23 protein-coding genes are annotated in these 24,178 nt (G+C 61.4%); 8 read left to right on the top strand and 15 right to left on the bottom strand.

What is annotated here, in order from left to right:
- The first annotated feature begins 43 nt into the window (after positions 1-43).
- Entirely contained in the window at positions 44-646 is a 603-nt protein-coding gene (gene gstA, locus HX875_RS08450) for a glutathione transferase GstA (protein WP_177042836.1), read from the top strand.
- Positions 647-753: 107 nt separating this feature from the next.
- On the opposite strand, the gene HX875_RS08445 is transcribed toward gstA, so the two are convergent.
- The 9 genes from HX875_RS08445 to HX875_RS08405 form a co-directional block, all read right to left on the bottom strand.
- Positions 754-2,148 carry an aromatic amino acid lyase gene (locus HX875_RS08445; RefSeq protein ID WP_177042835.1) on the bottom strand — a complete coding sequence of 465 codons (1,395 nt, stop codon included), beginning with the start codon at positions 2,146-2,148 and terminating at the stop codon, positions 754-756.
- A complete protein-coding gene (locus HX875_RS08440; RefSeq protein WP_177042834.1) occupies positions 2,145-3,149 on the bottom strand; it encodes an ornithine cyclodeaminase family protein in 1,005 nt (334 codons plus the stop codon). The genes HX875_RS08445 and HX875_RS08440 overlap by 4 nt, the downstream gene beginning before the upstream one ends.
- Before the next feature lie 359 nt (positions 3,150-3,508).
- Entirely contained in the window at positions 3,509-4,435 is a 927-nt protein-coding gene (locus HX875_RS08435; RefSeq protein WP_177042833.1) for an aliphatic sulfonate ABC transporter substrate-binding protein, read from the bottom strand.
- Positions 4,435-5,448: an ABC transporter substrate-binding protein gene (locus HX875_RS08430; protein WP_177042832.1), complete on the bottom strand. Its 1,014-nt coding sequence runs from the start codon at positions 5,446-5,448 to the stop codon at positions 4,435-4,437. The genes HX875_RS08435 and HX875_RS08430 overlap by 1 nt, the downstream gene beginning before the upstream one ends.
- A 165-nt stretch (positions 5,449-5,613) precedes the next feature.
- Entirely contained in the window at positions 5,614-8,253 is a 2,640-nt protein-coding gene (locus HX875_RS08425) for a TonB-dependent receptor (protein ID WP_177042831.1), read from the bottom strand.
- A 253-nt stretch (positions 8,254-8,506) separates the two neighbouring features.
- Positions 8,507-9,442 (bottom strand): FecR domain-containing protein, encoded by a 936-nt coding sequence (locus tag HX875_RS08420; protein WP_177042830.1) that lies wholly within the window; start codon positions 9,440-9,442, stop codon positions 8,507-8,509.
- Complete coding sequence (locus tag HX875_RS08415) at positions 9,439-9,948, bottom strand: sigma-70 family RNA polymerase sigma factor (RefSeq protein WP_177042829.1); 510 nt, start codon at positions 9,946-9,948, stop codon at positions 9,439-9,441. The genes HX875_RS08420 and HX875_RS08415 overlap by 4 nt, the downstream gene beginning before the upstream one ends.
- Positions 9,949-10,056: 108 nt before the next feature.
- Positions 10,057-10,836, bottom strand: coding sequence for a phosphate/phosphite/phosphonate ABC transporter substrate-binding protein (locus HX875_RS08410; protein WP_177042828.1), 780 nt, complete (start codon positions 10,834-10,836; stop codon positions 10,057-10,059).
- A gap of 9 nt (positions 10,837-10,845) precedes the next feature.
- Positions 10,846-11,787 carry a fatty acid desaturase gene (locus tag HX875_RS08405; protein WP_177042827.1) on the bottom strand — a complete coding sequence of 314 codons (942 nt, stop codon included), beginning with the start codon at positions 11,785-11,787 and terminating at the stop codon, positions 10,846-10,848.
- A 334-nt stretch (positions 11,788-12,121) separates the two neighbouring features.
- Between HX875_RS08405 and HX875_RS08400 the strand changes: the two genes are divergently transcribed.
- Positions 12,122-12,559 carry a GNAT family N-acetyltransferase gene (locus HX875_RS08400; RefSeq protein ID WP_177043102.1) on the top strand — a complete coding sequence of 146 codons (438 nt, stop codon included), beginning with the start codon at positions 12,122-12,124 and terminating at the stop codon, positions 12,557-12,559.
- Positions 12,560-12,619: 60 nt separating this feature from the next.
- Positions 12,620-13,438, top strand: a complete 819-nt coding sequence (locus HX875_RS08395) for a class I SAM-dependent methyltransferase (RefSeq protein ID WP_177042826.1) — start codon at positions 12,620-12,622, stop codon at positions 13,436-13,438.
- A gap of 172 nt (positions 13,439-13,610) precedes the next feature.
- On the opposite strand, the gene def is transcribed toward HX875_RS08395, so the two are convergent.
- The 3 genes from def to HX875_RS08380 form a co-directional block, all read right to left on the bottom strand.
- Positions 13,611-14,150, bottom strand: coding sequence for a peptide deformylase (def, locus tag HX875_RS08390; protein ID WP_003213049.1), 540 nt, complete (start codon positions 14,148-14,150; stop codon positions 13,611-13,613).
- A 3-nt stretch (positions 14,151-14,153) separates the two neighbouring features.
- Complete coding sequence (locus HX875_RS08385) at positions 14,154-15,098, bottom strand: YihY/virulence factor BrkB family protein (RefSeq protein ID WP_177042825.1); 945 nt, start codon at positions 15,096-15,098, stop codon at positions 14,154-14,156.
- Between the two features lie 182 nt (positions 15,099-15,280).
- The gene (locus tag HX875_RS08380; protein WP_003213044.1) at positions 15,281-15,466 is read right to left on the bottom strand and encodes a CsbD family protein; all 186 of its coding nucleotides are present in this window, start codon (positions 15,464-15,466) and stop codon (positions 15,281-15,283) included.
- Positions 15,467-15,665: 199 nt separating this feature from the next.
- Between HX875_RS08380 and HX875_RS08375 the strand changes: the two genes are divergently transcribed.
- Positions 15,666-16,043: a hypothetical protein gene (locus tag HX875_RS08375; RefSeq protein WP_177042824.1), complete on the top strand. Its 378-nt coding sequence runs from the start codon at positions 15,666-15,668 to the stop codon at positions 16,041-16,043.
- Between the two features lie 171 nt (positions 16,044-16,214).
- Here HX875_RS08375 and fadD1 read toward each other — a convergent pair whose 3' ends face one another.
- Together fadD1 and fadD2 are read right to left on the bottom strand one after the other, a co-directional pair.
- Positions 16,215-17,906, bottom strand: a complete 1,692-nt coding sequence (fadD1, locus tag HX875_RS08370) for a long-chain-fatty-acid--CoA ligase FadD1 (protein ID WP_177042823.1) — start codon at positions 17,904-17,906, stop codon at positions 16,215-16,217.
- A 393-nt stretch (positions 17,907-18,299) separates the two neighbouring features.
- Complete coding sequence (fadD2, locus tag HX875_RS08365; RefSeq protein ID WP_177042822.1) at positions 18,300-19,988, bottom strand: long-chain-fatty-acid--CoA ligase FadD2; 1,689 nt, start codon at positions 19,986-19,988, stop codon at positions 18,300-18,302.
- A gap of 209 nt (positions 19,989-20,197) precedes the next feature.
- On the opposite strand from fadD2, the gene HX875_RS08360 reads away from it, so the two are divergent.
- Both HX875_RS08360 and HX875_RS08355 read left to right on the top strand, forming a co-directional pair.
- Positions 20,198-21,142: an alpha/beta hydrolase gene (locus HX875_RS08360; protein ID WP_177042821.1), complete on the top strand. Its 945-nt coding sequence runs from the start codon at positions 20,198-20,200 to the stop codon at positions 21,140-21,142.
- A gap of 58 nt (positions 21,143-21,200) precedes the next feature.
- The gene (locus HX875_RS08355; protein WP_177042820.1) at positions 21,201-21,671 is read left to right on the top strand and encodes a MaoC family dehydratase; all 471 of its coding nucleotides are present in this window, start codon (positions 21,201-21,203) and stop codon (positions 21,669-21,671) included.
- Between the two features lie 56 nt (positions 21,672-21,727).
- Here HX875_RS08355 and HX875_RS08350 read toward each other — a convergent pair whose 3' ends face one another.
- Positions 21,728-22,195 carry a ferritin-like domain-containing protein gene (locus HX875_RS08350; RefSeq protein ID WP_177042819.1) on the bottom strand — a complete coding sequence of 156 codons (468 nt, stop codon included), beginning with the start codon at positions 22,193-22,195 and terminating at the stop codon, positions 21,728-21,730.
- Between the two features lie 206 nt (positions 22,196-22,401).
- On the opposite strand from HX875_RS08350, the gene HX875_RS08345 reads away from it, so the two are divergent.
- Both HX875_RS08345 and HX875_RS08340 read left to right on the top strand, forming a co-directional pair.
- Positions 22,402-22,638 carry a DUF3820 family protein gene (locus HX875_RS08345; protein ID WP_003213031.1) on the top strand — a complete coding sequence of 79 codons (237 nt, stop codon included), beginning with the start codon at positions 22,402-22,404 and terminating at the stop codon, positions 22,636-22,638.
- A gap of 12 nt (positions 22,639-22,650) precedes the next feature.
- Positions 22,651-23,826, top strand: coding sequence for an aminotransferase class V-fold PLP-dependent enzyme (locus tag HX875_RS08340; protein WP_177042818.1), 1,176 nt, complete (start codon positions 22,651-22,653; stop codon positions 23,824-23,826).
- Positions 23,827-24,178 lie beyond the last annotated feature (352 nt).

Raw genomic sequence — 24,178 nt, 5'->3', positions numbered from 1 at the left:
ACGCCCGTGAGACTGAAGGCAACTGTCCTGCGGAGTTACCTTGATGAAGCTGTATTTTTCCCCGAATGCCTGTTCCCTCGCCTCCCACATCGTGTTGCGGGAACTGGCCCTGCCGTTTGAATTGATTCGCGTCGACAACCAGAAAAAGCTCACGGCTGACGGTGATGATTTCTTGCAGATCAACCCCAAGGGTTATGTCGCCGCGCTGCAACTGGACAATGGCGAGGTGCTGACCGAAGGCGCCGCCATCCTGCAATACCTGGCCGACCAGGTGCCGGCGGCGGGCCTGGTGCCGGTCAATGGCAGTTGGGAGCGGGTGCGTTTGCAGGAGTGGCTGAACTTTGTCTCCAGCGAGATTCATGGCGGGCTGGGGGTGTTGTTCAAGGACGCGATTCCCGCTGAGGTGAAGGCGCTGTTCAAGGCCACGCTGTTCAAGCGGTTTGCGGTTCTGGTGCAGACACTGGAGCGTCAGGATTACCTGCTGGGCGCGCAGTACTCGGTGGCGGATGCGTACCTGTTTGTGGTGCTGCGCTGGGCAGCATTTTTTGATATCGATTTGCAGCAGTGGCCGGCGCTGGCGAAGTTTCAACAGCGGATCGGTGAACGCCCGGCAGTGATTGCCGCCCTGGCCGCTGAAAATCCATGACCTGAAATGCAGTCAAACATGTGGGAGCTGGCTTGCCTGCGATAGCGATGGTGAATCCAACACCGCTATCGCAGGCAAGCCAGCTCCCACAGTTGAGCTTCTTTGATTTAGAGAATGGGGTTCAAGCCAGCGTTTTCAATGAATGCACTTAACGCCAACACATCCACTGACCCGGAGCGATCCTGATCCAGGTGCGCCACCTGGCTGCGCACCGCCTGATGAATACGCCGGGTGCCCTCGCCCAGTTCAACGCTGCCGCGCAGGTCTACTGCCTGCGCCGCCACGATCAATTCGATACTGCCCAGCCACACCACACGCTGCACCAGTTGCCGGGTCTTCTCGACCACCGCCAGCGCCTGCCCCGCATAATCTTCCACGCGATCCGCCACCGGCACACTCACCGCCGGGATCGGATTGGCCAAGTGCCCGATCTCCGCCACCAACGCCGAACTGGTGCGCTGCAACGCAGCCATGCCCACATGCCCGGGCTGGTTGATCAGAAAGCGCGGCAGTTCACTGGAGGCCGGCGACAACAGCTTGGCAATCCGCTCGGCGCTGCACACCGCCACGCGACTCAAGGCCAGGCCCAAGCCTTCGGCCGCCAGCGCCAAATGTGTGCTGTCGAAATTCGCCGTGGCGAGCACCAGCGCCTCTTCGCTGATCAACGCCGGATTGTCCGCACCGCTGGCCAGTTCCAGTTCGATCAACTCGCGCAATGCCTGCACTGCCTGTTGCGCCGCGCCCTGAACCACCGTGGCACAACGAAAGCTCAGCGGGTCTTGGAGCCGGCGTGGGTTATCGGCCAATTCGCCGCCCGCCAGCAACGCCAACAAGGCCGCTGATTGCCCGCTTTGCCCCGGCGCCGGACGCAACCGCGAAGCCCATGGCTGGAACGGACTGAGGTTGGCCCGATAGCCTTCACACGACAACGCCAGCCCCGCCAACACGGCCTGCAATGCCTGTTCGGCCTCGGCCACCAGCAACGCGCCGAGGCCGATACTCGCGGAATTGGCCGACACCAGCGCCAGACCATCCTTGCCCGTCAGCGGCACATTCAGTGCCAGGCTCAAATGCGCCAACGGCGCCAGGTCGCTCTCGCCCAACGAACCGAGCAACGGCACCTCGGGCTCGACGCCGGAGTTCAGTAACGCCAACAGCGCCTGCGCTGCACCCGGTGAAATACCCGAACGCCCTTGAGCCAATCCGGCCAGGCGAGCTGCGGTGATTGCCCGTAGTTCCTGTCGATTGGCCAGGCGCCCCACCCCCACCGCACGCCCCAGTGGAATGCTGGCCTGCACCGGCGCGACCTGCGTATCCACTGCCGCACCAAGGCCAGTGGTGACGCCGTAAATCGGCGTGCCTGTCGCCACCAGACGCAGCAACAGTTGATGGCCTTCGTCGATGCGCTGGCGGGCCGCTTCGCTGAAGTCAGCCGGCGCGTCTTGCCGGGCAATTGACAGCAGATCCTCAATTGCCAAACCCGCGGGATCGAAGTGAATCATGCCCAGCGCAGCCGCTGGCCGATCCCCAGGCGCCTGGATTTTTCCAGCAATGCGTGGCCCAACGCGATATCGCTGAGGCTCAAGCCACGGTGCCAGAACAGGATGGTTTCCTGCGGGTTTTCCCGGCCGGTTTTCAAGCCGGCCACGATCTGCCCCAACTCGGCATGCAAGGTCTCGGCGCTGAGTTTTCCCGCGTCGACATGAGCGCGCAAGGCGCCAAACATCCCGCCTTTGCACTGGCCCCAATCGTCTACCACCAACTTGTGCATGATGTCGGTCAACGACAGTTCCACCGCGCTCATGGTGCCGTAGGGCACCACGAACGCACCGGGTTTGATCCACTCGGTGTGCAGCAAGGGTTGCGGCTGGTCCAGGCGTGAAGCCTCCACCACGATGTCGGCGCCGCGCACCGTGGACTCCCAATCGTCGGTGACAATCACCGGCTTGCCGAGGTCGCGGCGCAGGCGTTCGGCGAAGGCTTCGCGGCTTTCGCTGCGGCGCGAGTGCACGCGGATTTCGTCGAAGTCGAACAGGTGGTCCAGCAGCCGCACGTTCCAATAGGCGGTGCCGCGGGCGCCGATGTGCGCGAGGATTTTACTGTCGGGCCGGGCCAGGTATTTGGCGCCGATGGCGGTAACTGCGCCGGTGCGCATGTCGGTGATTGCCGAGGCGTCGAGGATGGCCTTGGGGATGCCGGTGGCCGGGTCCAGCAGGTTGAGAATCGCCAGTTCCGAGGGCAGGCCCTTGCGGTAGTTGTCGACGAAATCCCCCACCACCTTGACCCCGGCGTAGCCGATCGCGCCGCCCAATACGCCGCGCAGCACGTTGAAGTGGCCGTTGATTGCGCCGCCGGGAATCAGGTGCATGCGCGGCTCGATCACCGCCTCGCTGCGACCCTGGATGGCCAGGCTGGATTCGATGGCGTTGAGGATTTCGTCGTTGGTCAGGGCCAGTTCGTCGATGTCCAGGCCGTTGAGAAAGTCGATGTAGATCGGTTGCATGGTCTGCTCACTGATGGGTTACGAAGGTCGGCGCTGATGACGCTTTTATGTGGGGAGAGAGCTTGCTGTGGTGAAGGAGCTTGTTGTGGTGAGGGAGCTTGTTGTGGTGAAGGAGCTTGTTGTGGCGAGGGAGCTTGCTCCCGCTGGAGTGCGCAGCGCTCCCAGGATTTTGGGGCCGCTGCGCAGNNGGTGAAGGAGCTTGTTGTGGCGAGGGAGCTTGCTCCCGCTGGAGTGCGCAGCGCTCCCAGGATTTTGGGGCCGCTGCGCAGCCCAGCGGGAGCAAGCTCCCTCGCCACAGCAAGCTCCTCACCACAGCAGGGTCCCTCCCCACAGCAAGCTCCCTCGCCACAGGGATAACGTTACGGAGCCTTGAACACCACTTGCTGCACATCGACCTTTTTCGGGATCAGGCCGTTGGCAAAAAACGCATCCGCCGTGCCTTGCTGGGTGGCGATGTCCGTCGCGTTCAGTGGCCGGCTTGGCGTCGGCGAGCGGTGCTGGAAGTAACTCTCCACCACCGCCGGCTGCAGGCCCAGGGTCTTGGCCATCAGCGCGACGCTTTGGTCATGCTGGTCCAGGGACAACCGCTGCGCCTGGGCAAACACCTTGAGGATCGCCGCAATCGCCTGTGGGTGCTGCCTGGCAAACGGGCCGCTGGCGATGAAAAAACTGCCCGCCGGGTTCAGCCCCTGGCCATCCCCCAGCACCTTCGCCGAACCGTCTACCACGGCCGCCGAGTAGTACGGGTCCCACACCACCCAGGCGTCGACCTTGCCTTGTTCAAACGCCGCGCGACCGTCGGACGGCGACAGGTACACCACGTTCACGTCCTTCCATTGCAAGCCGGCACGCAGCAGGCTTTTGAGGAACAGGTTGTGGGCGCTGGAGCCCTTGAGCAGCGCCACGCGCTTGCCCTTGAGTTCGGCCACGCTTTTTACCGTGCTGTCCTTGGGCAGCAGGATGGCTTCGGTGCGGCCGTCATTGGGCTCGACGCCGATGTACTGCATGTCGATCCCGGCCGCCTGGGCGAAGATCGGCGGGATGTCGCCGATGTTGCCGATGTCGATGCTGCCGCCGTTCAAGGCTTCGATCAGCGGCGGGCCGCCGAGGAATTCGATCCACTCGACCTTGGTGCCCGGCAGCCCCTGTTCGAACAGGTGATGCTCACGGGCGAGCACCATGCTCACCGAGCTTTTCTGGTAGCCGACGCGCAGGGTGGCCGGCTCTGCCGCCAGCAGAGGCCCGGCGCACAACGCCAACAGTGTGGCTGCGATGAGTTTGCGCATCAGAGACTCTCCTTGACCTTGGCCGCGACGTCCGCCGGCACCCATTGCTGCCAGACCTGTGGCTGTTCTTTGAGGAACGCTTCGGCCACCAGGCGTGGCGCGGTGCGTTTCTCGGCCATGTGCGCGAGGATGCCGTTGAGCAGGTCGATCGGCAGGTCGACCTTTTCAAAGAACGTCACCAGTTGCGGGTACTGCGCCTTGAACGGCGCCGACACGCCAATCGCCAGGTGCGCCGGCATCGAACGGGTGCCGATGGGGTGCGGGTTGTTGGCGTCGGCCAGGGTCTTCCAGGCTTCGGCGTTGAACGGTGGCTCTTCCAGTTTGATCAGCTTGAAGCGGCCCAACAGCGGCGTCGGCGACCAGTAGTAGAACAGCACCGGTTTGCCGCGGCGGATCGACGAAGCCACCTCGGCATCCAGCGCCGCGCCGGAGCCGGTGCGGAAGTTGACGAAGCTGTCGGTCAGGCCATAGGCCTTGATTTTCTGGCTGTTGACGATCTCCGAGGTCCAGCCGGTGGGGCTGTTGAGGAAGCGCCCACGGGTCGGGTCTTCTGGGTCGCGGAACACGTCTTTGTAGCGGGCCAGGTCGGCCACGGATTTAAGCTCCGGGGCCAGGGGCTTGATGCCGCGTTCGGCGTCGCCCTTGATCACGTACTCCGGCACCCACCAGCCTTCGGTGGCGCCTTTGACCGTGTCGCCCAGGCCGAAGACCTTGCCTTCGCTTTCGGCCTTGACCCACGCCGGACTGCGCCCGGCCCATTCTTCGCCGATCACCTGGATATCGTCCTTGGCCAGGGCGGCCTCCAGGCTCACGGTGCTGCCGGGCAAGGTGTCGGTGGGCAGGCCGTAGCCTTTCTCGACGATCAGGCGCAGCACTTCGGTGATCAGGCTGCCGCTTTCCCAGGTGATGTCACCGAAGTGGATCGGTTTGACGGGTTCGGCGGCCGTGGCGGACTGGGCCAGGACGGTGAGTGCCAATAGCGAGCCACCGAGCAGGTTTTTTAGTGTTCTCATGAGTAGCCTCTTGGAGATTCAAAACAGGTCCAAAGTGGGCAGCGTCAGTGTGGGAGCTGGCTTGCCTGCGATGCAGACACCTCGGTTTTTCAGGCAGACCGAGGTGATGCAATCGCAGGCAAGCCAGCTCCCACATTTGACCTCCACACCCTTCAAGATCAGGGTTTAAAAGTCATAACTGAGCCGCGTGTAGTAAAACGCCCCTTCCGGCGCCGTCGGCGACAGGTAGCTGTATTGCTGGCCCGGGGTCTGGCGCAAACGGGTGTTGTAGTCGTCCGGCTTGCTGTCGAACAGGTTGTTGACGCCCACCGACACCCGCAGTTGTTTGGTGAAGGCGTAGTTCACGTCCAGGTCGGTGGTCCATTGCGCGCCGAAGGTCTGGTCGTACTGGGCGTTGGCTTCGCTGGGCGCATATTTGCGGTACTTGCCGTAGCGGGTTTCGTTGAGGGCGATGGTCCATTGGTTGAGCTTGTGCACCGCGCCAAACACCAGTTTGTCTTCCGGGTAGCCGTGCTCCAGGAAGCCTCGGGATTCGCGGGTCAGCACTTCGAAACCGTTGGGGTTTTCGTGGACTTTCTCGATGGTGGTACGGGCCTTGGTGTAGCCCGCCGACAGGTTCAGGTTGCCGAACTGTTCAAGGTCCAGGTTGTACTTGCCCACGATGTCGACGCCGCGGGTGCGGGTGTCGGCGGCGTTGGTCATGAACTGCGCCCAGGAGTACTGGCCGTAGCCGGCATCCTTGAGGATCTGCTCGGCCAGCGGCCCGGAGATGCCGCCGCTGAACAGCAGGCGGTCACGAATCGAGATCTGGTAGGCGTCGATGGTCAGCGACGCCTGGTCGGTCGGGCGCAGCACCAGGCCCAGGGAGAGGTTGGTGGATTTCTCGGGCTTCAGCGGCTGGGCGCCCAGGGCGCGGGCGGCCGGGTTGTCGGCCGGCAACATGCGGGTCAGCACCGGGTTGCCGTTGGCGTCGAGGTTGGTGGTGGTGGTCCAGGAGGTGCCGATCTGGCCCAGGCTTGGCGCGTGGTAGGCGTTGTTGACCGTGGCCCGCAGGCCGACTTTCGGGGTGAAGTCATAGCGCGCCGAGAGCTTGCCGGTGGTGGCTGAACCGAAGTCCGAGTAGTGCTCGGTACGCCCGGCGATGCCCACCTGAAGCTTGTCGGTGACCTGGTTTTCCAGGCCGAAGTACACGCCGCCCACATCACGCTTGAAGGTGCCAGCGTCGTCCGGGGTCAGGCCCGAAGCCTGCACGGCGCCCACCTGCACGCCGTCGATGCCGCCATAGGAGTAGGAATCGTAGTCGCCCGCCTCCAGCCGATATTGTTCATGCCGGTAGGCCACGCCCGCCGACACGGTGAGCGGATGGCTCGACCAGTCGACGTCCAGGTCCTTGGCGTAATCCAGGGTGATGTTGGTCTGGTCGTTGACCAGGGTGGCGACGTTGAACTTGGTCGGGCTGTTCAGGCCATAGCTCGGGTTGACCGTGTTGAAGGCCAGTTCGTCGTGCTCGTCGCGGCCATAGGTGGCGCTCAAATCGAAGCGGCCGATGCTCTCGTCTTCGTAGCGGGTGCCGACGGTGATTGCGCCGTCCTCATAGCGGTAGCGGTATTTCGGGATGGTGCCGTTGGGGTAGATCCCGGCGACGTTGTTCGGGCTGCTGGCCAGCAGCGGTGGCGTGTTGTTCACCGAGGTGTCCTGGCCGAACGTGGCGAAACTGTAGAGGCGCCACTGGTCGTTCAGGCCGATTTCGGCGTTGGCCGCCAGGTTGTATTTGTCGCGCCCGGCACCGCCCCAGCGCGGGTCTTGTACCTGGCCGTCGGCGACGTATTTGTCGCCGATGTCATCGGGTTTGTTGTTCAGGGTGTTGAAGCTCAGGGTCAGGAAACCGTCCCCCGGCAAGCCGATGCCGTACCAGCCGTCGGTGGTTTTGCTGAAGCCGTCGCCCTGGGCGTACTTGCCCAGTTGGGTGTTGATGCCGCCACCGCTGTCGCGCTCCTTGAGCACGATGTTGACCACACCCGCCACCGCGTCAGACCCGTATTGCGCCGAGGCACCATCGCGCAGCACTTCGACGTGGTCGATGGCGCTGATGGGGATCATGTCCAGGTCCACCGGCTGCGCGCCAATGAACGGCACGCCGCCGGAAATGTTCACCACCGCCGAGGTGTGCCGGCGCTTGCCGTTGATCAGCACCAGGGTCTGGTCGGGCGACAGGCCGCGCAGGGACGCGCCTTTGGGGTCTTGCCCGCGGGTGGCGCTGTTGTTCTGTGGAAAGTTGAACGAGGGCAGCAACTGGAACAGCGCCTGGTTGAGGCTGGTGGCGCCGGTTTGCTTGAGTTCTTCGGCGTTGATCACATCCACCGGGGCGCTGCTGGTGAGGGCCGTGGCGTCGCTGCGCCGGGTGCCGATGGCAACCACGCGATCGAGGGTCGGCGCCTGGGCTTCGGCGGTTTGCGCCTTGATGTTGTTGCTGGCAGGCAGCGCTTTGGCGCCTTCCTTGATGATGAACGCCCCGTCCGGGCTGACCTGCACTTGCAGGCCGGTGCCCTTGAGCGCGGCGTCTACCGCCTGTTGCGCCGACAGCGAACCGTCGACACGGGCGGAGGAATAGTTGCCCAACTGCGGCGTGAAGGAAATCACCTGGCCGCTCTGACGGCTGATGTTCAGCAGCACTTCATCCAGCGGGCCGGGTGCAATGTGGTAGACCTGCCGCGCGTCTTCGGCGCTGGCAGCGAACGACAGGAACAGGCTGGCCAACGGCACCAGGGCAAAGGCTCGAAGCGGTGTACGGTTGAATGGGTTCATGTTGGCTCCCCCCAATGAAACTCCTGGGCGCTGCTCCCCGCAGCGCCTACGGGAGTGATGTGGGATGGCCGGGGCAAAACTTGCAGATCGTTTGGTTATGTCGTTAGAACCGACCTTTGGACGCGACTCGATCAAATGTGGGAGCTGTCGAGCTTTAGCGAGGCTGCGATGGGATCGACTCGGTGCAACTGCGGCACCGAGGTGTCTGCATCGCAGGCAAGCCAGCTCCCACATTGACCGAGGCGAACCGTTTTTATGTGGCACTGACAGTCACCCACAAGCCGGTCCGGCGGGTGATATGGATCGGCAGGGTGCGAGCCAGGGTGTCGAGGATCTGGTCGGGGTTGTCGAGGCGATACAGGCCGCTGACCCGCAAACCCGCCACCGCCGGATCGAGGCGCAGCACACCATTGTGGTAAGGGCGCAACGCATCGATCACCTCCACCAGCGGGCGGTCGCGCACTTGCAGGAAACCGTCGATCCACGCCGTCGCACCCGAGGAACTGGCGAGCACCGGGCCGAAGCCGAAGCGGTCGTAAGTCACTTCGTGCCCGGCCTCCAGTTGCAGGCGCTCGCCGTTCTGGCCGTCGATCTCCAGGGCGCCATTGAGCGCAACAATGTGGCCCTGCCCTTCGCGCTCGCGCAGCAACAGGCGATTGCCCAAGGCATGCAGCCGGGCTTGATCTGTGTGGATGAAAAACGGTCGGTTGCTGTCCCTGGCAATCTTCACCAGCAACTCGCCGTCACGCAGGCGGACGACGCGGCGTTGCGGGTCGAATTGAATGTCGGCGGCGCTGCGGGCGTTGAGCAGCAACTCACTGCCATCGGCCAATTCCACGGTGCGCCGCTCGCCGGTGCCGGTGCGAATGTCGGCGGTCAAATCTTCCACCATCGGCCGGGCCAGCCAGCCGGCGCCGAGCATCAGACCGGCGCCCACCAGGGCACCGCGCAATACCGTGCGGCGACTGGAGGGCGCGTCCAGTGCCTGCTGCAACACCTTGCCGCTGACGCCTTGGGCGTGGGGAATCTGAAACACGCCGAGGCGGGTTTCCAGTTGTTGGCACAAGGCTTCGTGGCGCGGGTCTGCGGCGCGCCATTGGTGGTAGCGCTGCCAGTCGGCAGCACTCGCCTCGCCGGAGCGCAGCAGCACTACCCAGCGGGTGGCGCTGTCGATCAGTTCGTCGCTCATTCCAGGCACAGCCGCAGGCAGCGATTGACGGCGCGGGTCATGTAGTCGCTGACCGAGCGTTGGGAGATGCCCAGCTCGGCCGCGATTTGCGGGTAGGTCAGGCCATTGAGTTGCGACAGCAGGAAGGTCGCCTTGACCTTGGCCGGCAAGCCGTCGAGCAACTGGTCGATGGCCTGCAGGGCTTCGAGCATTTGCGCCAGATCCTCAGGGGATGGCGCCGGCGAGGTTTCGTCCTGGTCGAGGGCGTCGAGGTAGGCGCGCTCCAGGTCACGCCGGCGCCACAGTTGGTACATCAGGCGCTGGGCGATGGTGGTGAGCAAGGCGCGGGGCTGGCGAATCGGCGCCACACCCGGGGAACTCAGGAGCTGGACGAAGGTGTCGGCGGCGATGTCTTCGGCGTGGGCACGGGAGTCGAGATGGCGGTGCAAACGGCTGCACAGCCAGTCGTAATGACTGCGGAATAATCCGCCCACGTAGTCGCTGTGAGAAGTGTCGGCGCCGGACATAGTGGCTCCATCTGAGTAGGTTGCGCGTTATGTCCGGTGTTCCGGTGGAGCGATCCTAGCAAGGCTGCTTATTCTTTAATAATATTTAAAAGGTATTTTTATATAACCTTATTCAAGCTTCGGATAACCCAGGGCTTCGGCCTGCTGCCGGTAATCCAGCAGCACCTGGTAATCGGCTTCGGTGGCGGGCAGCACTTCGTGTACGCCGAGGGTTTGCACCACGTCGGGCAAGTCCTGCAAGGCCAGGTTCATGACTTCGCGCAGGGCTTCACTTGCGCCCAGCGCGCTGATGTAAGGCAACGTCGGGCTGGGCGCACTGCGGCTGACGATCCGCAGCCCGGCCACTTCCTCTGGCGCAAAGCGGGCGAGGTAGTCGAAGGTCACGCTGTCGATGGCGGCCAGGTCCGCACGGTCTTCCCGCAGCCAGCGCAGGCTTTCGCGATGGGCGCCGCTGATGCCCACCTCGGCAAAGAACCGGCCGCCCTGCTGCAACGGCGCCAGGCGTTCGCGCAGCAGGTTCATGCCACTGTTGGAGTCGTGACCGTTGATCACGCCGCGGCTGTCGTAGAAGTCGGCCAAGGCGGTGCGCGGGTTGTCGTCGCGGGTCAGCAGCAGGCTGCAATGCTCGCCGGCGCTGCTGTGGGCCAACTCGTAGCGCGGGCGGCCGATGACCTGGACTTGCCCGCGCAGCTCGGTCATCAGCGGGTAGCCGCAGGTTTGCGTCAGCAGCAATTCGGGGGCGCGCCACAGGCTGCGCAGGTCGAGGTGATCGGCTTGGCGGCGGGTCGCGCCCAGGCGTTCGAGGATGCGCGAAAGCCAACGTTCGTTGGCCTGTTGCACCTGCTGCGGCGCCACGTACATCAGCAGTTCGGCGTAGCGGTCACTCATGGTCGTCTCTCAGGCAAAAGGGTGCCGCGGGCTGTCGATGGCCTTGAGCCCGTGGCGGCCGATCAACTGGCCGTAACCTTGCACCAGGAACCCGCCGCTGCGCGCCACCCATTGTTCGCGGCGCGCGCGGTAGACGGTGGGCAGCAAATACCACGGCAGCTTGGGCAAGTCGTGATGCACCAGGTGCAGGTTGTTATTGAGGAACAGCCAGGTCCACGGCCAGGCGGCTTCGTTAAGCACTGTGCGCTGTTCCGGTTGTGGGTGCGGGCGGTGTTCATAGTAGGAACGGATCGCCGCCACCGACAAGGCCGGCACGCTGACCAGCGCCACGTAGTGCCACACCGGCAGCACGCTGTACTGGGCGATGAAGGCCAGCATCAACACGGTCACCGCGCCATGGCTCAACCACATCAACCACGCCTGGCGCTGGCCTTGGCGCAGGCGCCTGAACTCGTTGCGCGCCAGCTTCCACAGCGCCAGCGGCGAACCCAGCAGGAAGCGCCCGACCACGGTCTTGGTCAGCCAGTGCAAAGTGCGCTCGAACAGCGAACTGGCATCCCACTGCTGCTGTTTCAGGTAGCGGCTTTCCGGATCGACGCCGGGCACCGTCAGGTCTTCGTCGTTGTGGTGCACCAGGTGGCAGTTGCGGTACAGGGTGTAGGGGTACCAGACGGCAAACGGCGCGTAGCCGAGGACTTTGTTCAGGGCGTTGAAGCGAGTGGGATGGCCGTGCAGGAGTTCGTGTTGCAGAGACATCCACAGCGCCACCAGCGGGATCAACAAGGCGGTGCTCAACCAAAGGCCAAGCCAGTGGCTGCCGAGGATCACGGCAAACCAGCCGGCATACACGCCGATCAACAGCAGCCAGGTCGGCCACTCGGTGCGGGCAGTCAAGGTACGGCCCAGGGCTTCGATTTCGAGGCTGTGGGTTTCATCAAGGTAGTTGGACATCGGCAGCTCAGGGCAGGCGTGGCCGACGAAAAAGTCGGCTTCATCCTGCTCTGTGCAATGGGGCGGGAAAATCTTGCAGATCGTTTGGTGCTGAGCTTAGAACTTAATGACCGAACAGATTGCTGTCGGTTTTCTTGGCCTTTTTGTCGGCGCGTTTTTCATCGGCGGTCTTTGCCGGTTTCTTCTTGTCAGCTTTCTTGGAATTCAGACCTTTGGCCATGATGCGTGCTCCACTTACAGGGGATGTAACACTGGGTATAACACCTATTGACCAGCAGAAGGCGCTTTGCCCGACTTATAATCCGCAGCCCCGGAACCTGTGTGTTTGAAAACCATGCCCGAGTTGCACATCGATCGACTGGCAGAGCCATTGTGGCCGCTGCTGAACAAGTTTTACCGCAGCCACAACTCACCGATGAAAGCCCTCAAGGGCGGCCAGTTGTGGGTGGCCAAGGGCCGCGAGATTGTCGCGGGCCTGTGCCTCACGCCGGTGGTGGGCGGGCAATGGCTGACCGGCTTGTTTGTCGACCCGGCGTTGCGTGGCCAGGGGCTGGCAACGCGGCTGATACAGGGCGCCGCTGCCGGCGTCGAGGGCACGCTGTGGCTGCTGTGCCATCCGGAGCTGGAAGGCTTTTACCAGCGCCTCGGTTTTACCCAGGACACCGTGCTCCCGCAGTCCTTGTCGGAGCGCCTGGTACGTTACAAACGCAACAAGCCCATGATCGCCATGGGCTTAGAACCGTTGGTGAGGTCGACCTTCAATAAAGTGTGATCAGCGGTCGCGGGCCCCATGCTAGCCTCGGCGGCACCAGCGGCCCATTACAGGATGATCATGAAAGCGACCCTTGCAGCCTTATCCCTTGCAGCCCTCCTCACCCCGGCCTTGAGCCAGGCAGCCCAAACCCCGGTTTCCGCCGAGCAATATGCAACCGTGCTCGCCGGCAGCTGGCGTGTACCGGCCAACAGCGCGCGGGATGTTTATCGTCATCCCCAGCAGACGTTGGAATTCTTTGGCCTGCGGGCTAACCAGACGCTGATCGAAATCACCCCGGGTGGCGGCTGGTACAGCGAAGTGCTGGCGCCGCTGCTCAAGGACAACGGCCATTACATCGCAGCGGTGCAGGCGCCGAGCAGCAGTGCTTATGCGCGTACGTCAGAGGAAAACCTGAAGAAGAAATTCGCCGCAGACCCGGTGCATTATTCCAAGGCCGGCTTTGCCGAGTTCGACCCCAAGGTGCCGGTGCTGGGCAAGCCGGGCTCGGCGGACACGGTGCTGACCTTTCGCAACGTGCATAACTGGGTGATGGCGGATACGGCGCCGGCGATGTTCCAGGCATTCTTCAAGGTGTTGAAACCGGGCGGCGTGCTGGGGGTGGTGGATCACCGGGCCAAGGACGGGGCGTCACTGGAAGACATCAAGCACAGCGGGTACCTGACCACCGCGTATGTGGTGAAACTGGCGACTGATGCGGGGTTCAAGCTTGAGGGGCAGAGCGAGGTGAATGCCAACCCGAAAGACACCAAGGATTACCCGGATGGCGTCTGGACCTTGCCGCCGGCGTTGACGTTGGGGGAGAAGGACAAGGCGAAGTATGTGGCGATTGGTGAGTCGGACCGGATGACGTTGCGGTTTGTGAAGCCCGCAAAATAAACCACACCGTCTGTGATGAGAGAGCTTGCTGTGTGGAGGGAGCTCCCTCGCCACAGCAAGCTCCCTCCACACACCAAGCTCCCTCACCACAGCAGTTCCCTCGCCACACCAAGCTCCCTCACCACAGCAGCTCCCTCCACACAGCAAGCTCCCTCACCACAGGGATCGCCGGTTATTCGTCTGCCGTCGGATCCATGTCCGGGAACATCACTTCGATAAACCCGAACTTGCTGAAATCAGTAATCCGCGACGGGTACAGCCGGCCGATCAGGTGATCGCACTCGTGCTGTACCACACGCGCATGGAAGCCCTCGGCAATCCGCACAATCGGCTCGCCCTTGGGGTCAAACCCTTCGTAGCGAATCTGCTGGTAACGGTCCACCGCACCACGCAAGCCAGGCACCGACAGGCAGCCTTCATAGCCCTCTTCCAGCACCGGGCTGAGCGGCGTGATCAGCGGGTTGATCAGGATGGTCTGGGGCACGGCGGGCGCGTCCGGGTAGCGCTCGCTGCTCTCGAATCCGAAGATCACCAGTTGCAGGTCCACACCTATCTGCGGCGCAGCCAGGCCGACGCCACCGACGTGTTCCATGGTCTGGAACATGTCGTCAATCAGTTGCCACAACTCGGGGCTGTCGAACATTTCCGGCGGAACCGGCGGGGCAATACGCAGCAGGCGCTCATCGCCCATTTTCAGGATTTCACGGATCATCGATCAGACTTCGTCGGTAGTGGGCTTGAGTGAGTGGTCCCGGCCAAGGCCTGAGACATGTTGTTTGTCGTCGTGCTCGCCAAAGTCCTTTTCACCAGGGTCCTTGCCTTCGGCCGACATGTGTTCGATCACCGCGTTCATCTCCGCCCCCAGCAACAGCACGGCGGCGGAAATGTAGAAGTACAGGAGCAACACAATGATCGCGCCGATACTGCCATACATGGCGTTGTAGTCGGCAAAGGTTTTGACGTAGTAGCCAAACCCCAGGGAAGCGATGATCCAGACCACCACCGCCAGCACCGAACCCGGGGTGATGAAGCGGAATTTCTGCTTCACGTCAGGCATCACGTAGTACATCAAGGCCACGGCGAACATCAGCAGGATCACGATCAGCGGCCAACGCAGGATGGTCCACAACGTGACCACGAATTCCTGCATGCCGATCTGCCCCGCCAGCCATTCCATCACCTGCGGCCCGAGCACCATCAAGGCGGCGGCGGCCAACAGCATGCCGGCGATGCCGATGGTGTAGAACACCGACAGCGGGAAACGCTTCCAGATCGGCCGGCCTTCCACCACGTCGTAGGCGGCATTCATCGCGCTCATCATCAGGCGCACACCCGCCGAAGCGGTGTACAGCGCAATCACGATACCCACCGACAGCAGGCCGCCCTTGGATTGCTGCAACTGGTCGATCACCGGGTTGACCTGCTCCAGGGCCTGGGGCGGCAACACCAGTTCCGACTGCATGCGCAGCCAGGTGAAGAAGTCCGGCAGGTGCAGGAAACCGATCAGGGCAATCAGGAAAAGCAGGAAGGGAAACAGCGAGAACAGCATCTGGTAGGCCAGTGCCGAGGCGTACGTCGGCATTTCGTCATCGACGAATTCTTTGACGGTGCGCACCAGCACTTTGTGCAGGGGCAAGCCTTGTAATACCGGAAAAATCATAGCGTCTCCTTTCGCCGCAAAAAAGATGAGTTAGTGGGCGACTCAGGGGCCGTTTACTACATCAAGGTAGCCCATTTGGCGACCTCGAAACAATTTCCAAACTTTAATTACCGCAGGTGACACAAAAACGGCCATCCGTGGATGGCCGTCGGGCTGCTGGAGTGCAGTCAGCCGGGTCGGGACTATTTGACCGCTTTCTTTACCGCGTCCTTGGTGTCGCCGACGGCTTTTTGCACTTCGCCTTTCTTTTCCTGAACCACACCTTCAGCCCGCAATTTGTCATTGCCGGTGACTTTGCCAACACCTTGCTTGATGTTGCCAACGGCCTCGTTCGCCAAACCTTTTGCCTTATCCGATGTGCTACTCATGGTATTTCTCCTGGGAACAATCAAGGATTTTGGTCACTACGTAGAGGTTGACCCTGGGCCTTTCCCGAGAGTTTCAATTATTTTTTGAGCGGCATTTCATCGCGGCGTACAGGTTTGGCTTTATGTTTTGCAGCCAACCCACGAGAATGCCGGGCACATCCAGGCGCAAGCGCTGGATAACAGATCCCGTAGGAAGGTTATGAAACTCAATAAAGCACAGGCCATTGCCCGCAGAAACCAGGAACTGGGCGGTGCCGTACTCGGCGTCAACAACTGCCACTTCACCGACCTGGACCGCAAACGCAACATCTGGTGGTTCGACCTGCCGGTGGGCCGGATTGCCGTGGGCCAGTACGAGTGGATTCACTTGTTGATGCACAACGCCGAAAGCGACCAGTTGTTGCACTTGAAGGTGCCAACGGTGTTTTTGCGCGAGAAGCTTGAAGGTCTGGTGGTGCGCAATGCTGGCAAGCGCAAGCCGGAGATCACCCTGGAGCTGAGTGCCGACAAGGATTCGTTCCTCAAGGATGTACGCCCGGCCGGTGCTGGCGTGAGCTTTGCGCAGTTCACGGTTTAGACCTGTGGGAGCTGGCTTGCCTGCGATAGCGGTGGGTCAGCTCACACTGCTGTGACTGGCCCACCGCTATCGCAGGCAAGCCAGCTCCCACATTTGGATTGCATTTCAAGTGGTGGAATCAGCGTTCAATAAAAAGCCCCGCATCTGCGGGGCTTTTTGTTGTGGGGCGAATTACTTCTTCAGACCCAGCTTCTTCAGCTCTTCATCCCGCAGTTCACGGCGCAAAATCTTGCCAACATTGGTAGTCGGCAGTGCATCGCGGAACTCCACGGCCTTGGGCACCTTGTAGCCGGTGACGTTGGCGCGCATATGCTCCATCACCTGGTCTTTGGTCAGGGTGGCGCCCGGCTTGACCACGATGAAGATCTTGATGTGTTCCCCGGACTTCTCGTCCGGCACACCAATGGCCGCACATTGCAGCACGCCCGGCAGGCCCGCCAGCACGTCTTCCAGCTCGTTGGGGTAAACGTTGAAACCGGAGACCAGGATCATGTCCTTCTTGCGGTCGACAATGCGCATGTAGCCATCCGGCTGGATGATCGCGATGTCACCGGTCTTCAGCCAGCCTTCGCTGTCGAGGATCTCGGCGGTGGCTTCGTCGCGCTGCCAGTAGCCTTTCATCACTTGCGGGCCCTTGACGCACAGCTCGCCCACTTCCCCCAGCGCCAACTCCACGCCGTCATCGGTGATGACCTTGCACAGGGTCGACGGCACCGGAATGCCGATGGTGCCGATCTGGATGTTCTGGATCGGGTTCACGGTGGCCACCGGGCTGGTTTCGGTCATGCCGTAACCTTCGCAGATGGAGCAGCCGGTGACGGCTTTCCAACGCTCGGCCGCGGCCAGTTGCAGGGCCATGCCGCCGGACAGGGTGACTTTCAGCGCCGAGAAATCCAGCTTGCGGAAGGCGTCGTTGTTGCACAGGGCAACAAACAGGGTGTTCAGGCCGACAAAGCCGCTGAACTTCCACTTCGACAGTTCCTTGACCATCGCCGACAGGTCGCGCGGGTTGCTGATCAGGATGTTGTGGTTGCCGATCAGCATCATCGCCATGCAATGAAAGGTGAAGGCATAGATGTGGTACAGCGGCAGCGGGGTGATCAGGATCTCGCAACCTTCATTGAGGTTGGAGCCCATCAGCGCCTTGCACTGCAACATGTTGGCCACGAGGTTGCGGTGGGTCAGCATCGCGCCCTTGGCCACGCCGGTGGTGCCACCGGTGTATTGCAGCACGGCGACTTCGTCGCTGGCGGGGCTGACTTCGTTGATCGGCTGGCCGTGGCCCTTGGCCAATACGTCGTTGAACTTGATCGCCTTGGGCAAGTGATACGCCGGGACCATCTTCTTCACGTACTTGATGACGCTGTTGATCAGCAGGCGCTTGAGCGGCGGCAACAGGTCGGCGACTTCGGTGACGATCACGTGCTTGACGGAGGTCTTGGGCACGACTTTTTCAGCCAGGTGCGCCATGTTGGCCAGGCAGACCAGGGCCTTGGCACCGGAGTCGTTGAATTGGTGTTCCATTTCCCGCGCGGTGTACAGCGGGTTGGTGTTGACCACGATCAAGCCGGCGCGGATGGCACCGAACACAGCGACCGGGTACTGCAGGACGTTGGGCAGCTGCACGGCGATTCGATCACCGGGCTGCAAGTCGGTATGCTGTTGCAGGTAGGCGGCAAAGGCGCCGGACAGTTCGTACAGCTCACCGTAGGTGAGTGTCTTGCCCAGGTTGCTGAAAGCCGGTTTGTTGGCGAAGCGCTGGCAGGACTGTTTCAGTACCGCCTGAATATTCTGATACTCGTCTGGATTGATTTCTGCAGCAATCCCGGCGGGGTACTTATCCTTCCAAAAGTCTTCGATCATGGAAGCCCACTCCTCAGCGACGCGAATTCATTCATCGCATTTGATGCGATTATTATTTGTTTGTTTTTGGGTGAGTCTGGCGGTTAAAAGCAGGCCAAGAGGTCACAAAGCGCGCCGAGAGTAGCAGCTTTGCCAAGGGCCGCCTAGAGCCAAAAGAGGCCCCTACGGTCATAAACATGACTCAAGAATATCTAATGGTCACTTTTAGAGCAAAGATTCTATAGCGCAAAAAAAGGCTCTGGAATGGGCTCTACAGGGCGAAAAAAACAATGTGGGAGCTGGCTTGCCTGCGATGGCATAACGGCGGTGTACCTGATACACCGAGGTGCCTGCATCGCGGGCAAGCCCGGCTCCCACACAAGCCAGCTCCCACCTTTTTGACGCTGTTTCAGATCAGGCTATGTCGCGCAATTCCCTGCGCAAGATCTTGCCCACCGGCGTCATCGGCAACGAGTCACGCAACACAATGTGCTTGGGCACCTTGTAGCCGGTGAAGTTGGCCTTGCAGTAGGTCTTCAGTTCTTCAAGGCTCACGCCCTGGGCACGCGCCACCACAAACAGCTTCACCGCCTCGCCGGTACGCTCGTCCGGCACGCCGATCACCGCGCAACTGGCCACCGCCGGATGCGCCATCACCACGTCTTCAATCTCGTTGGGGTACACGTTGAAACCCGAGACGATGATCAGGTCCTTCTTGCGATCAACGATGCGCACAAAGCCATCCGGGTCGATCACCGCAATGTCGCCGGTCTTGAGCCAGCCTTCGGCGTCCAGCGTCTCGGCGGTCGCCACCGGTTGCTGCCAGTAGCCCTTCATCACCTGCGGGCCCTTGATGCACAGCTCGCCCCGCTCGCCCAGCGGCAACTCCGCGCCGTTGTCATCGATGATCTTCATCGCCGTGCCCGGCACCGGAATACCCACGGTGCCCAGCTTGGATTTGCCGCCATACGGGTTGGTGCTGGCCACCGGTGAGGTTTCGGTCAGCCCGTAGCCTTCACCAATCGCGCAGCCGGTGAGTTGCTGCCAGCGCTCAGCCGTGGCCTTGACCAGCGCGGTGCCGCCGGAATTGGTGAGCTTGAGGTGGGAGAAATCCAGGGTCTTGAAATCCGGGTGGTCCATCAGTGCCACAAACAGCGTGTTGAGCCCCAGCAGCCCGGTGAAGCGCCACTTTTTCAGCTCCTTGATAAAGCCACCGATGTCCCGGGGATTGGTGATGAGTACGTTGTGGTTGCCCGACACCATCATGCACATGCAATTCGCGGTGAAGGCATAGATGTGGTACAGCGGCAGCGGCGCCACCATCACCTCCTGCCCTTCCTTGATCAGTGGATGGCCGTCGTCGCCCAGCTGCGACATGCACGCCCGCACCTGCTGCATGTTGGCTACCAGGTTGCCATGGGTGAGCATGGCGCCCTTGGCCAGGCCAGTGGTGCCGCCGGTGTATTGCAGCACCGCGATGTCATCGAGGGTCACCGGGTGGCGGTTGAGCGCCTGGCCCGCACCCATGCTCAGGGCGCGCTTGAAGGAAATGGCCTGCGGCAGGTTGTACGCCGGGACCATCTTCTTGACCTTGTCGACCACGGTGTTGATCAGCCAGCCCTTGGCGGCGGGCATGAAGTCGCCCATCTTCGCCTCGATCAGGTACTCGATCTCGGTGTCCTTGCTCACTTCTTCAACCCGCGAGCCAAACAGGTTCAGGTACACCAGCGCACGAATGCCGGCGTCCTTGAACTGGTGGCGCATTTCCCGCGGGGTGTAGAGCGGGTTGGTGTTGACCACGATCAGCCCGGCGCGCAAGGCACCGAACACGGCAATCGGATAATGCAGGACGTTGGGCATCTGCACCGCAATGCGATCACCCGGCTTGAGGTCGGTGTGCCATTGCAGGTAACCGGCGAACGCTGCGCTGCGGCGGTCCAGCTCGGCGTAGGTCAGGGTGATCCCCATGTTGCTGAACGCCGGACGATCGGCAAAGGTCTTGCAGGACCGCTCGAAAACTTCGATCACCGACTTGTAGGCCGTGAGGTCGATCTCGTTGGGCACCCCGGCCGCGCGTTTGTCATTCCAGAAATCAGGTTGCATTATTCTTGTCCTCTTACCTGAGTGGTCCGGCCGCTTTTAATGCTGCGATGAAAGCGGAGCTTTGGGGACGTTAGCAGCTATGGTCAATCAGGCAAATACAACAAGATGCGTCATTGATTGTGTGAATCTCCCCGCCAAGGCTTGCGCTGATCCAGCAGCCGCCGGCAGATGAGCGATACACTGCAACGACCCTGAGCAAAGGAAGCGCCATGAACCACACCACTTTCTGGCTGACCGCGAATGACCGCAGTCGGGTGTATGTCAACCAATGGCTGCCGGACGGACCGCCCAAGGCGCTGATCATGCTGGCCCATGGCATGGCCGAGCACAGTGGGCGCTATGCCCGCCTGGCCCAGGCGTTGTGTGACGCCGGTTACGGCCTGTACGCACCCGACCAGCGCGGCCACGGGCGTACTGCCGACGAGGGCACCCTGGGGCTGTTTGCCGAGAAAGATGGCTGGAACAAAGTGGTGGGCGACCTGGCGAGCCTCAACCAGCACATCGGCCAGCAGGCGCCGGGGGTGCCGATCATTCTGCTGGGCCACAGCATGGGCAGCTACATTGCCCAGGCGTACCTGCTGCACCACAGCGCGAGCCTCAACGGCGCGATTCTCAGTGGTTCTAACTTCCAACCGGTGGCGCTGTACGGTGCGGCCAAGGTGATTGCCCACGTTGAACGCTTGCGCCAGGGTTTGCGGGGGCGCAGTGCACTGATCGATTTCCTGTCATTTGGATCGTTCAACAAGGCGTTTAAACCCAATCGCACTGCTTTTGACTGGCTGAGCCGCGACCCGGCCGAGGTCGACAAGTACGTCAACGACCCGCTCTGCGGCTTTCGCTGCACCAACCAGCTGTGGATCGACCTGCTGGGTGGCTTGCAGCAAATCAGCAAAGCGTCCAATCTCGCTCAGATCGACCCGGGCCTGCCGATCCTGATAATGGGCGGCGAATGTGATCCGGTCAGTGAAGGCAAGCGTCTCAAAAGCCTGGCCAACGCGTTGCGTGAAGCCGGCTGCCAGAACCTGGAGCTGAGCATTTACCCGCAGGCGCGCCACGAATTATTCAACGAAACCAACCGTGATGCGGTCACAGCCGATGTGCTGGCGTGGCTGGCCCAGGCAGCAGTGCTGCGCCGCCCTACTCGCTGCGAATGATTTTTCGTTTAAAATCAACATTTTAAGTTTATTGATTAGCCACAGGATGCAGCATCTGATGACCCAGGTTACCAACACGCCTTACGAAGCCCTCGAAGTCGGCCAGACCGCCAGCTACAGCAAGACCGTCGAAGAGCGCGATATCCAGTTGTTCGCGGCAATGTCCGGCGACCACAACCCGGTGCACCTGGACGCCGAATTCGCCAAGGCGACCATGTTCAAGGAGCGCATTGCCCACGGCATGTTCAGCGGCGCCCTGATCAGCGCCGCGGTCGCTTGTGAGCTGCCTGGGCCCGGCACCATCTACATCGGCCAGCAAATGAGCTTCCAGAAGCCGGTAAAGATCGGCGACACCCTGACCGTGCGTCTGGAAATCCTCGAGAAGCTGCCGAAGTTTCGCGTGCGTATCGCCACCCGCGTGTTCAACCAGCGCGATGAGCTGGTGGTGGACGGCGAAGCCGAGATCCTGGCGCCGCGCAAGCAGCAGACCGTGACCTTGACCGAACTGCCGGCCATCAGCATCGGCTGACCCATCGCCCATGAAAAAGCCCCGCATCTGCGGGGCTTTTTTTATTCAGGCCGGGCTCAAGACTGAGCGCGTGCCTGGTTACGCAGGGCTTTCACCTGGTCGTGGTTGCGTTGCGCACCGTGGAACTGGCGCTCCACCAGGTCACGAATACCCAGCAGGTTATGCTTGTTGATCTTCTCGATCGCTTCTTTGTAAGCCTTCAGGGCATGGTCTTCACCGCGCTCGGCTTCGTTCAGCACAGCCTCTTCGTCTTTACCGGTGACCAGCGACTTCACGTCGACCCAGCCACGGTGCAAGGCACCGGCGACGCTACCGGATTTTTCCGGGTCGCCACCCAAGGCTTTAACGGCGGTCTGCAGTTCGGCAGCGGCGGTGGCGCAATCAGCGGAACGTTTGGCAAACAGGGCTTTGAGCTCTGGGTGCTTGATGTCTTCTGCGCAGGTCTTGAAGCCTTCCTGGCCGTCTTTGCTGGTCTCGATCAGGTCATTGAGTACGGAGATCGATTCTTTGTTGATATCAGTCATTTTTCAATTCCTTCGCGGGTTAAGAAACGTGTCTTAGTAATTGCAGCGCCCGTGCCAGCTTTTGAAAAACGAATTAATTCATATATTTCAACAAGTTATAGATTACCCGAAAATCTGTATCCGCTTTATTTGCATGATCTGTCATTTGGCCTCCATGCAGAATGCCTGTATTTTCCAAGGCATCGACTCAAACACCTGAAGCCCCAATGAACCCTGAAAAACTTGAACTGCTGATCACCCGCGAAATGCCCTTCGGCAAGTACAAGGGCCGGATCATTGCCGACTTGCCTGGCCCTTACCTGAACTGGTTTGCCCGTGAGGGTTTCCCCCACGGTGAGCTGGGCGGGTTGCTGGCACTGATGCAGGAAATCGACCACAACGGTTTATCCGAACTGCTGGAACCGCTACGCGCCAAACACGGCAAGCCAGCCCCTCGTCATTAATAGAGCACGCACATGGACAGTACCCGCGACGAACAACACTGGCACGCAATCGCCCAGCGCTACGACCTGGAGCCTGGCCCGATCAACCTCGAAAACGGTTACTTCGGGCGCATGAGCCGCGCGGTACTTGAGCAGTATCAGGACCACGTAGCCTTCATCAACCGCAGCAACTCGATCCATGTGCGCCAGCGTTTCGAGCAGGGCGAGAACGTCGAGATCCGTGACCAGTTGGCGCAATTGATGGACGCCGACCCTGAAGCGATCGCCCTCACCCGCTGCGCTTCGGATGCGTTGCAGTCGCTGATCCGCAATTACAACCGTTTGCAGCCGGGCGACCAGGTGCTGATCAGCGACCTGGAATACGACACCGTGAAGGGTGCCATGCGCTGGCTGGCGAAGCATCGCGGGGTGGAGGTGGTCGAGATTGCCCACGAACATCCGGCAAGTTTCGACAGCCTGGTGCAGACGTATCGTGATGCGTTCGTGCGCTACCCGCGTCTGAAATTGCTGGCGCTGACCTACGTGACCCACCGCACCGGGCTGGTGATGCCGGTGGAGGCGATTGCCACGGCGGCCCGGGAACACGGGGTGGATGTGATTCTGGACGGCGCCCATGCGTTGGGGCAGATCGAGTTCAACCTGGCGCAGTTGGGTATCGCGTTTGCCGGCTTCAACCTGCACAAGTGGATCGGTGCGCCGTTGACCCTGGGCTTTATCTACATCGACCCGCAACGGTTGGCGGACATTGATCCGGACATGGGTGAGTTTCACTACCCGGTCACCGATGTACGGGCGCGTACGCCGTACAGCACGCCGAATTTCCCGGCGCTGATGACCTTGCCGCTGGTGTTCGAAGAGCATCGTTTGCTGGGTGGGTCGAAGGCCAAGGGCGCGCGGCTCAATTACCTGCGGGATTTGTGGGTGAGTGAGGTGCGGCAGTTGCCGGGGATTGAAGTGCTGACGCCGGATGATCCACGGCTGTATTGCGCGATTACCTCGTTCAAGTTCACTGATCAGCCGGATCAGCAGGTGATGGCGGATCGGTTGCTCAAGGAATATGACCTGTTTACCACGACCCGCAGCGGGGCTTCGTTTGGCAGTTGTATTCGGGTGACGCCGGGGTTCTTGACGTCCGCGGCAGATATCCATGTGCTGATCAAAGCTATCACCGAGCTGAGTGCGACCTAGCGTGTATATCCGTTATTTAGGTAACGGCTTCTATTGGTTCCGCTCTTACAGCGGCTCACTTTTGAAAAGCGCAAAAGTAAGCAAAACGCTCTTGCCCCACCACTCGGCACCTCGCTAAGGCTCGGTGTGCCCTCTCTCCGGTATCACTCCGCGGGCCGCCGCGACGGGGCGTCCCTGCCCCGTCGCGGCTAAACCGGCGTCCTGCCGGTTTACCCGCTCCGTACTACCTGCGTTCGGCCAGCGTGGTTTAACGGGGCGCCTAAGATCAAAATCAAGATCAAAAGCCAGAGCACAGCGGCCTACAGGCCGGCTTGAGTGTGGTGAAGCAAAGGCAACATCAAAATCTAAAGCG

The organism is Pseudomonas yamanorum (assembly GCF_013386765.1).
Taxonomy (GTDB): Bacteria; Pseudomonadota; Gammaproteobacteria; order Pseudomonadales; family Pseudomonadaceae; genus Aquipseudomonas; species Aquipseudomonas yamanorum_A.
Note: the sequence above shows the minus strand (reverse complement) of the source record. Positions and strands in the feature narration are given on the sequence as shown.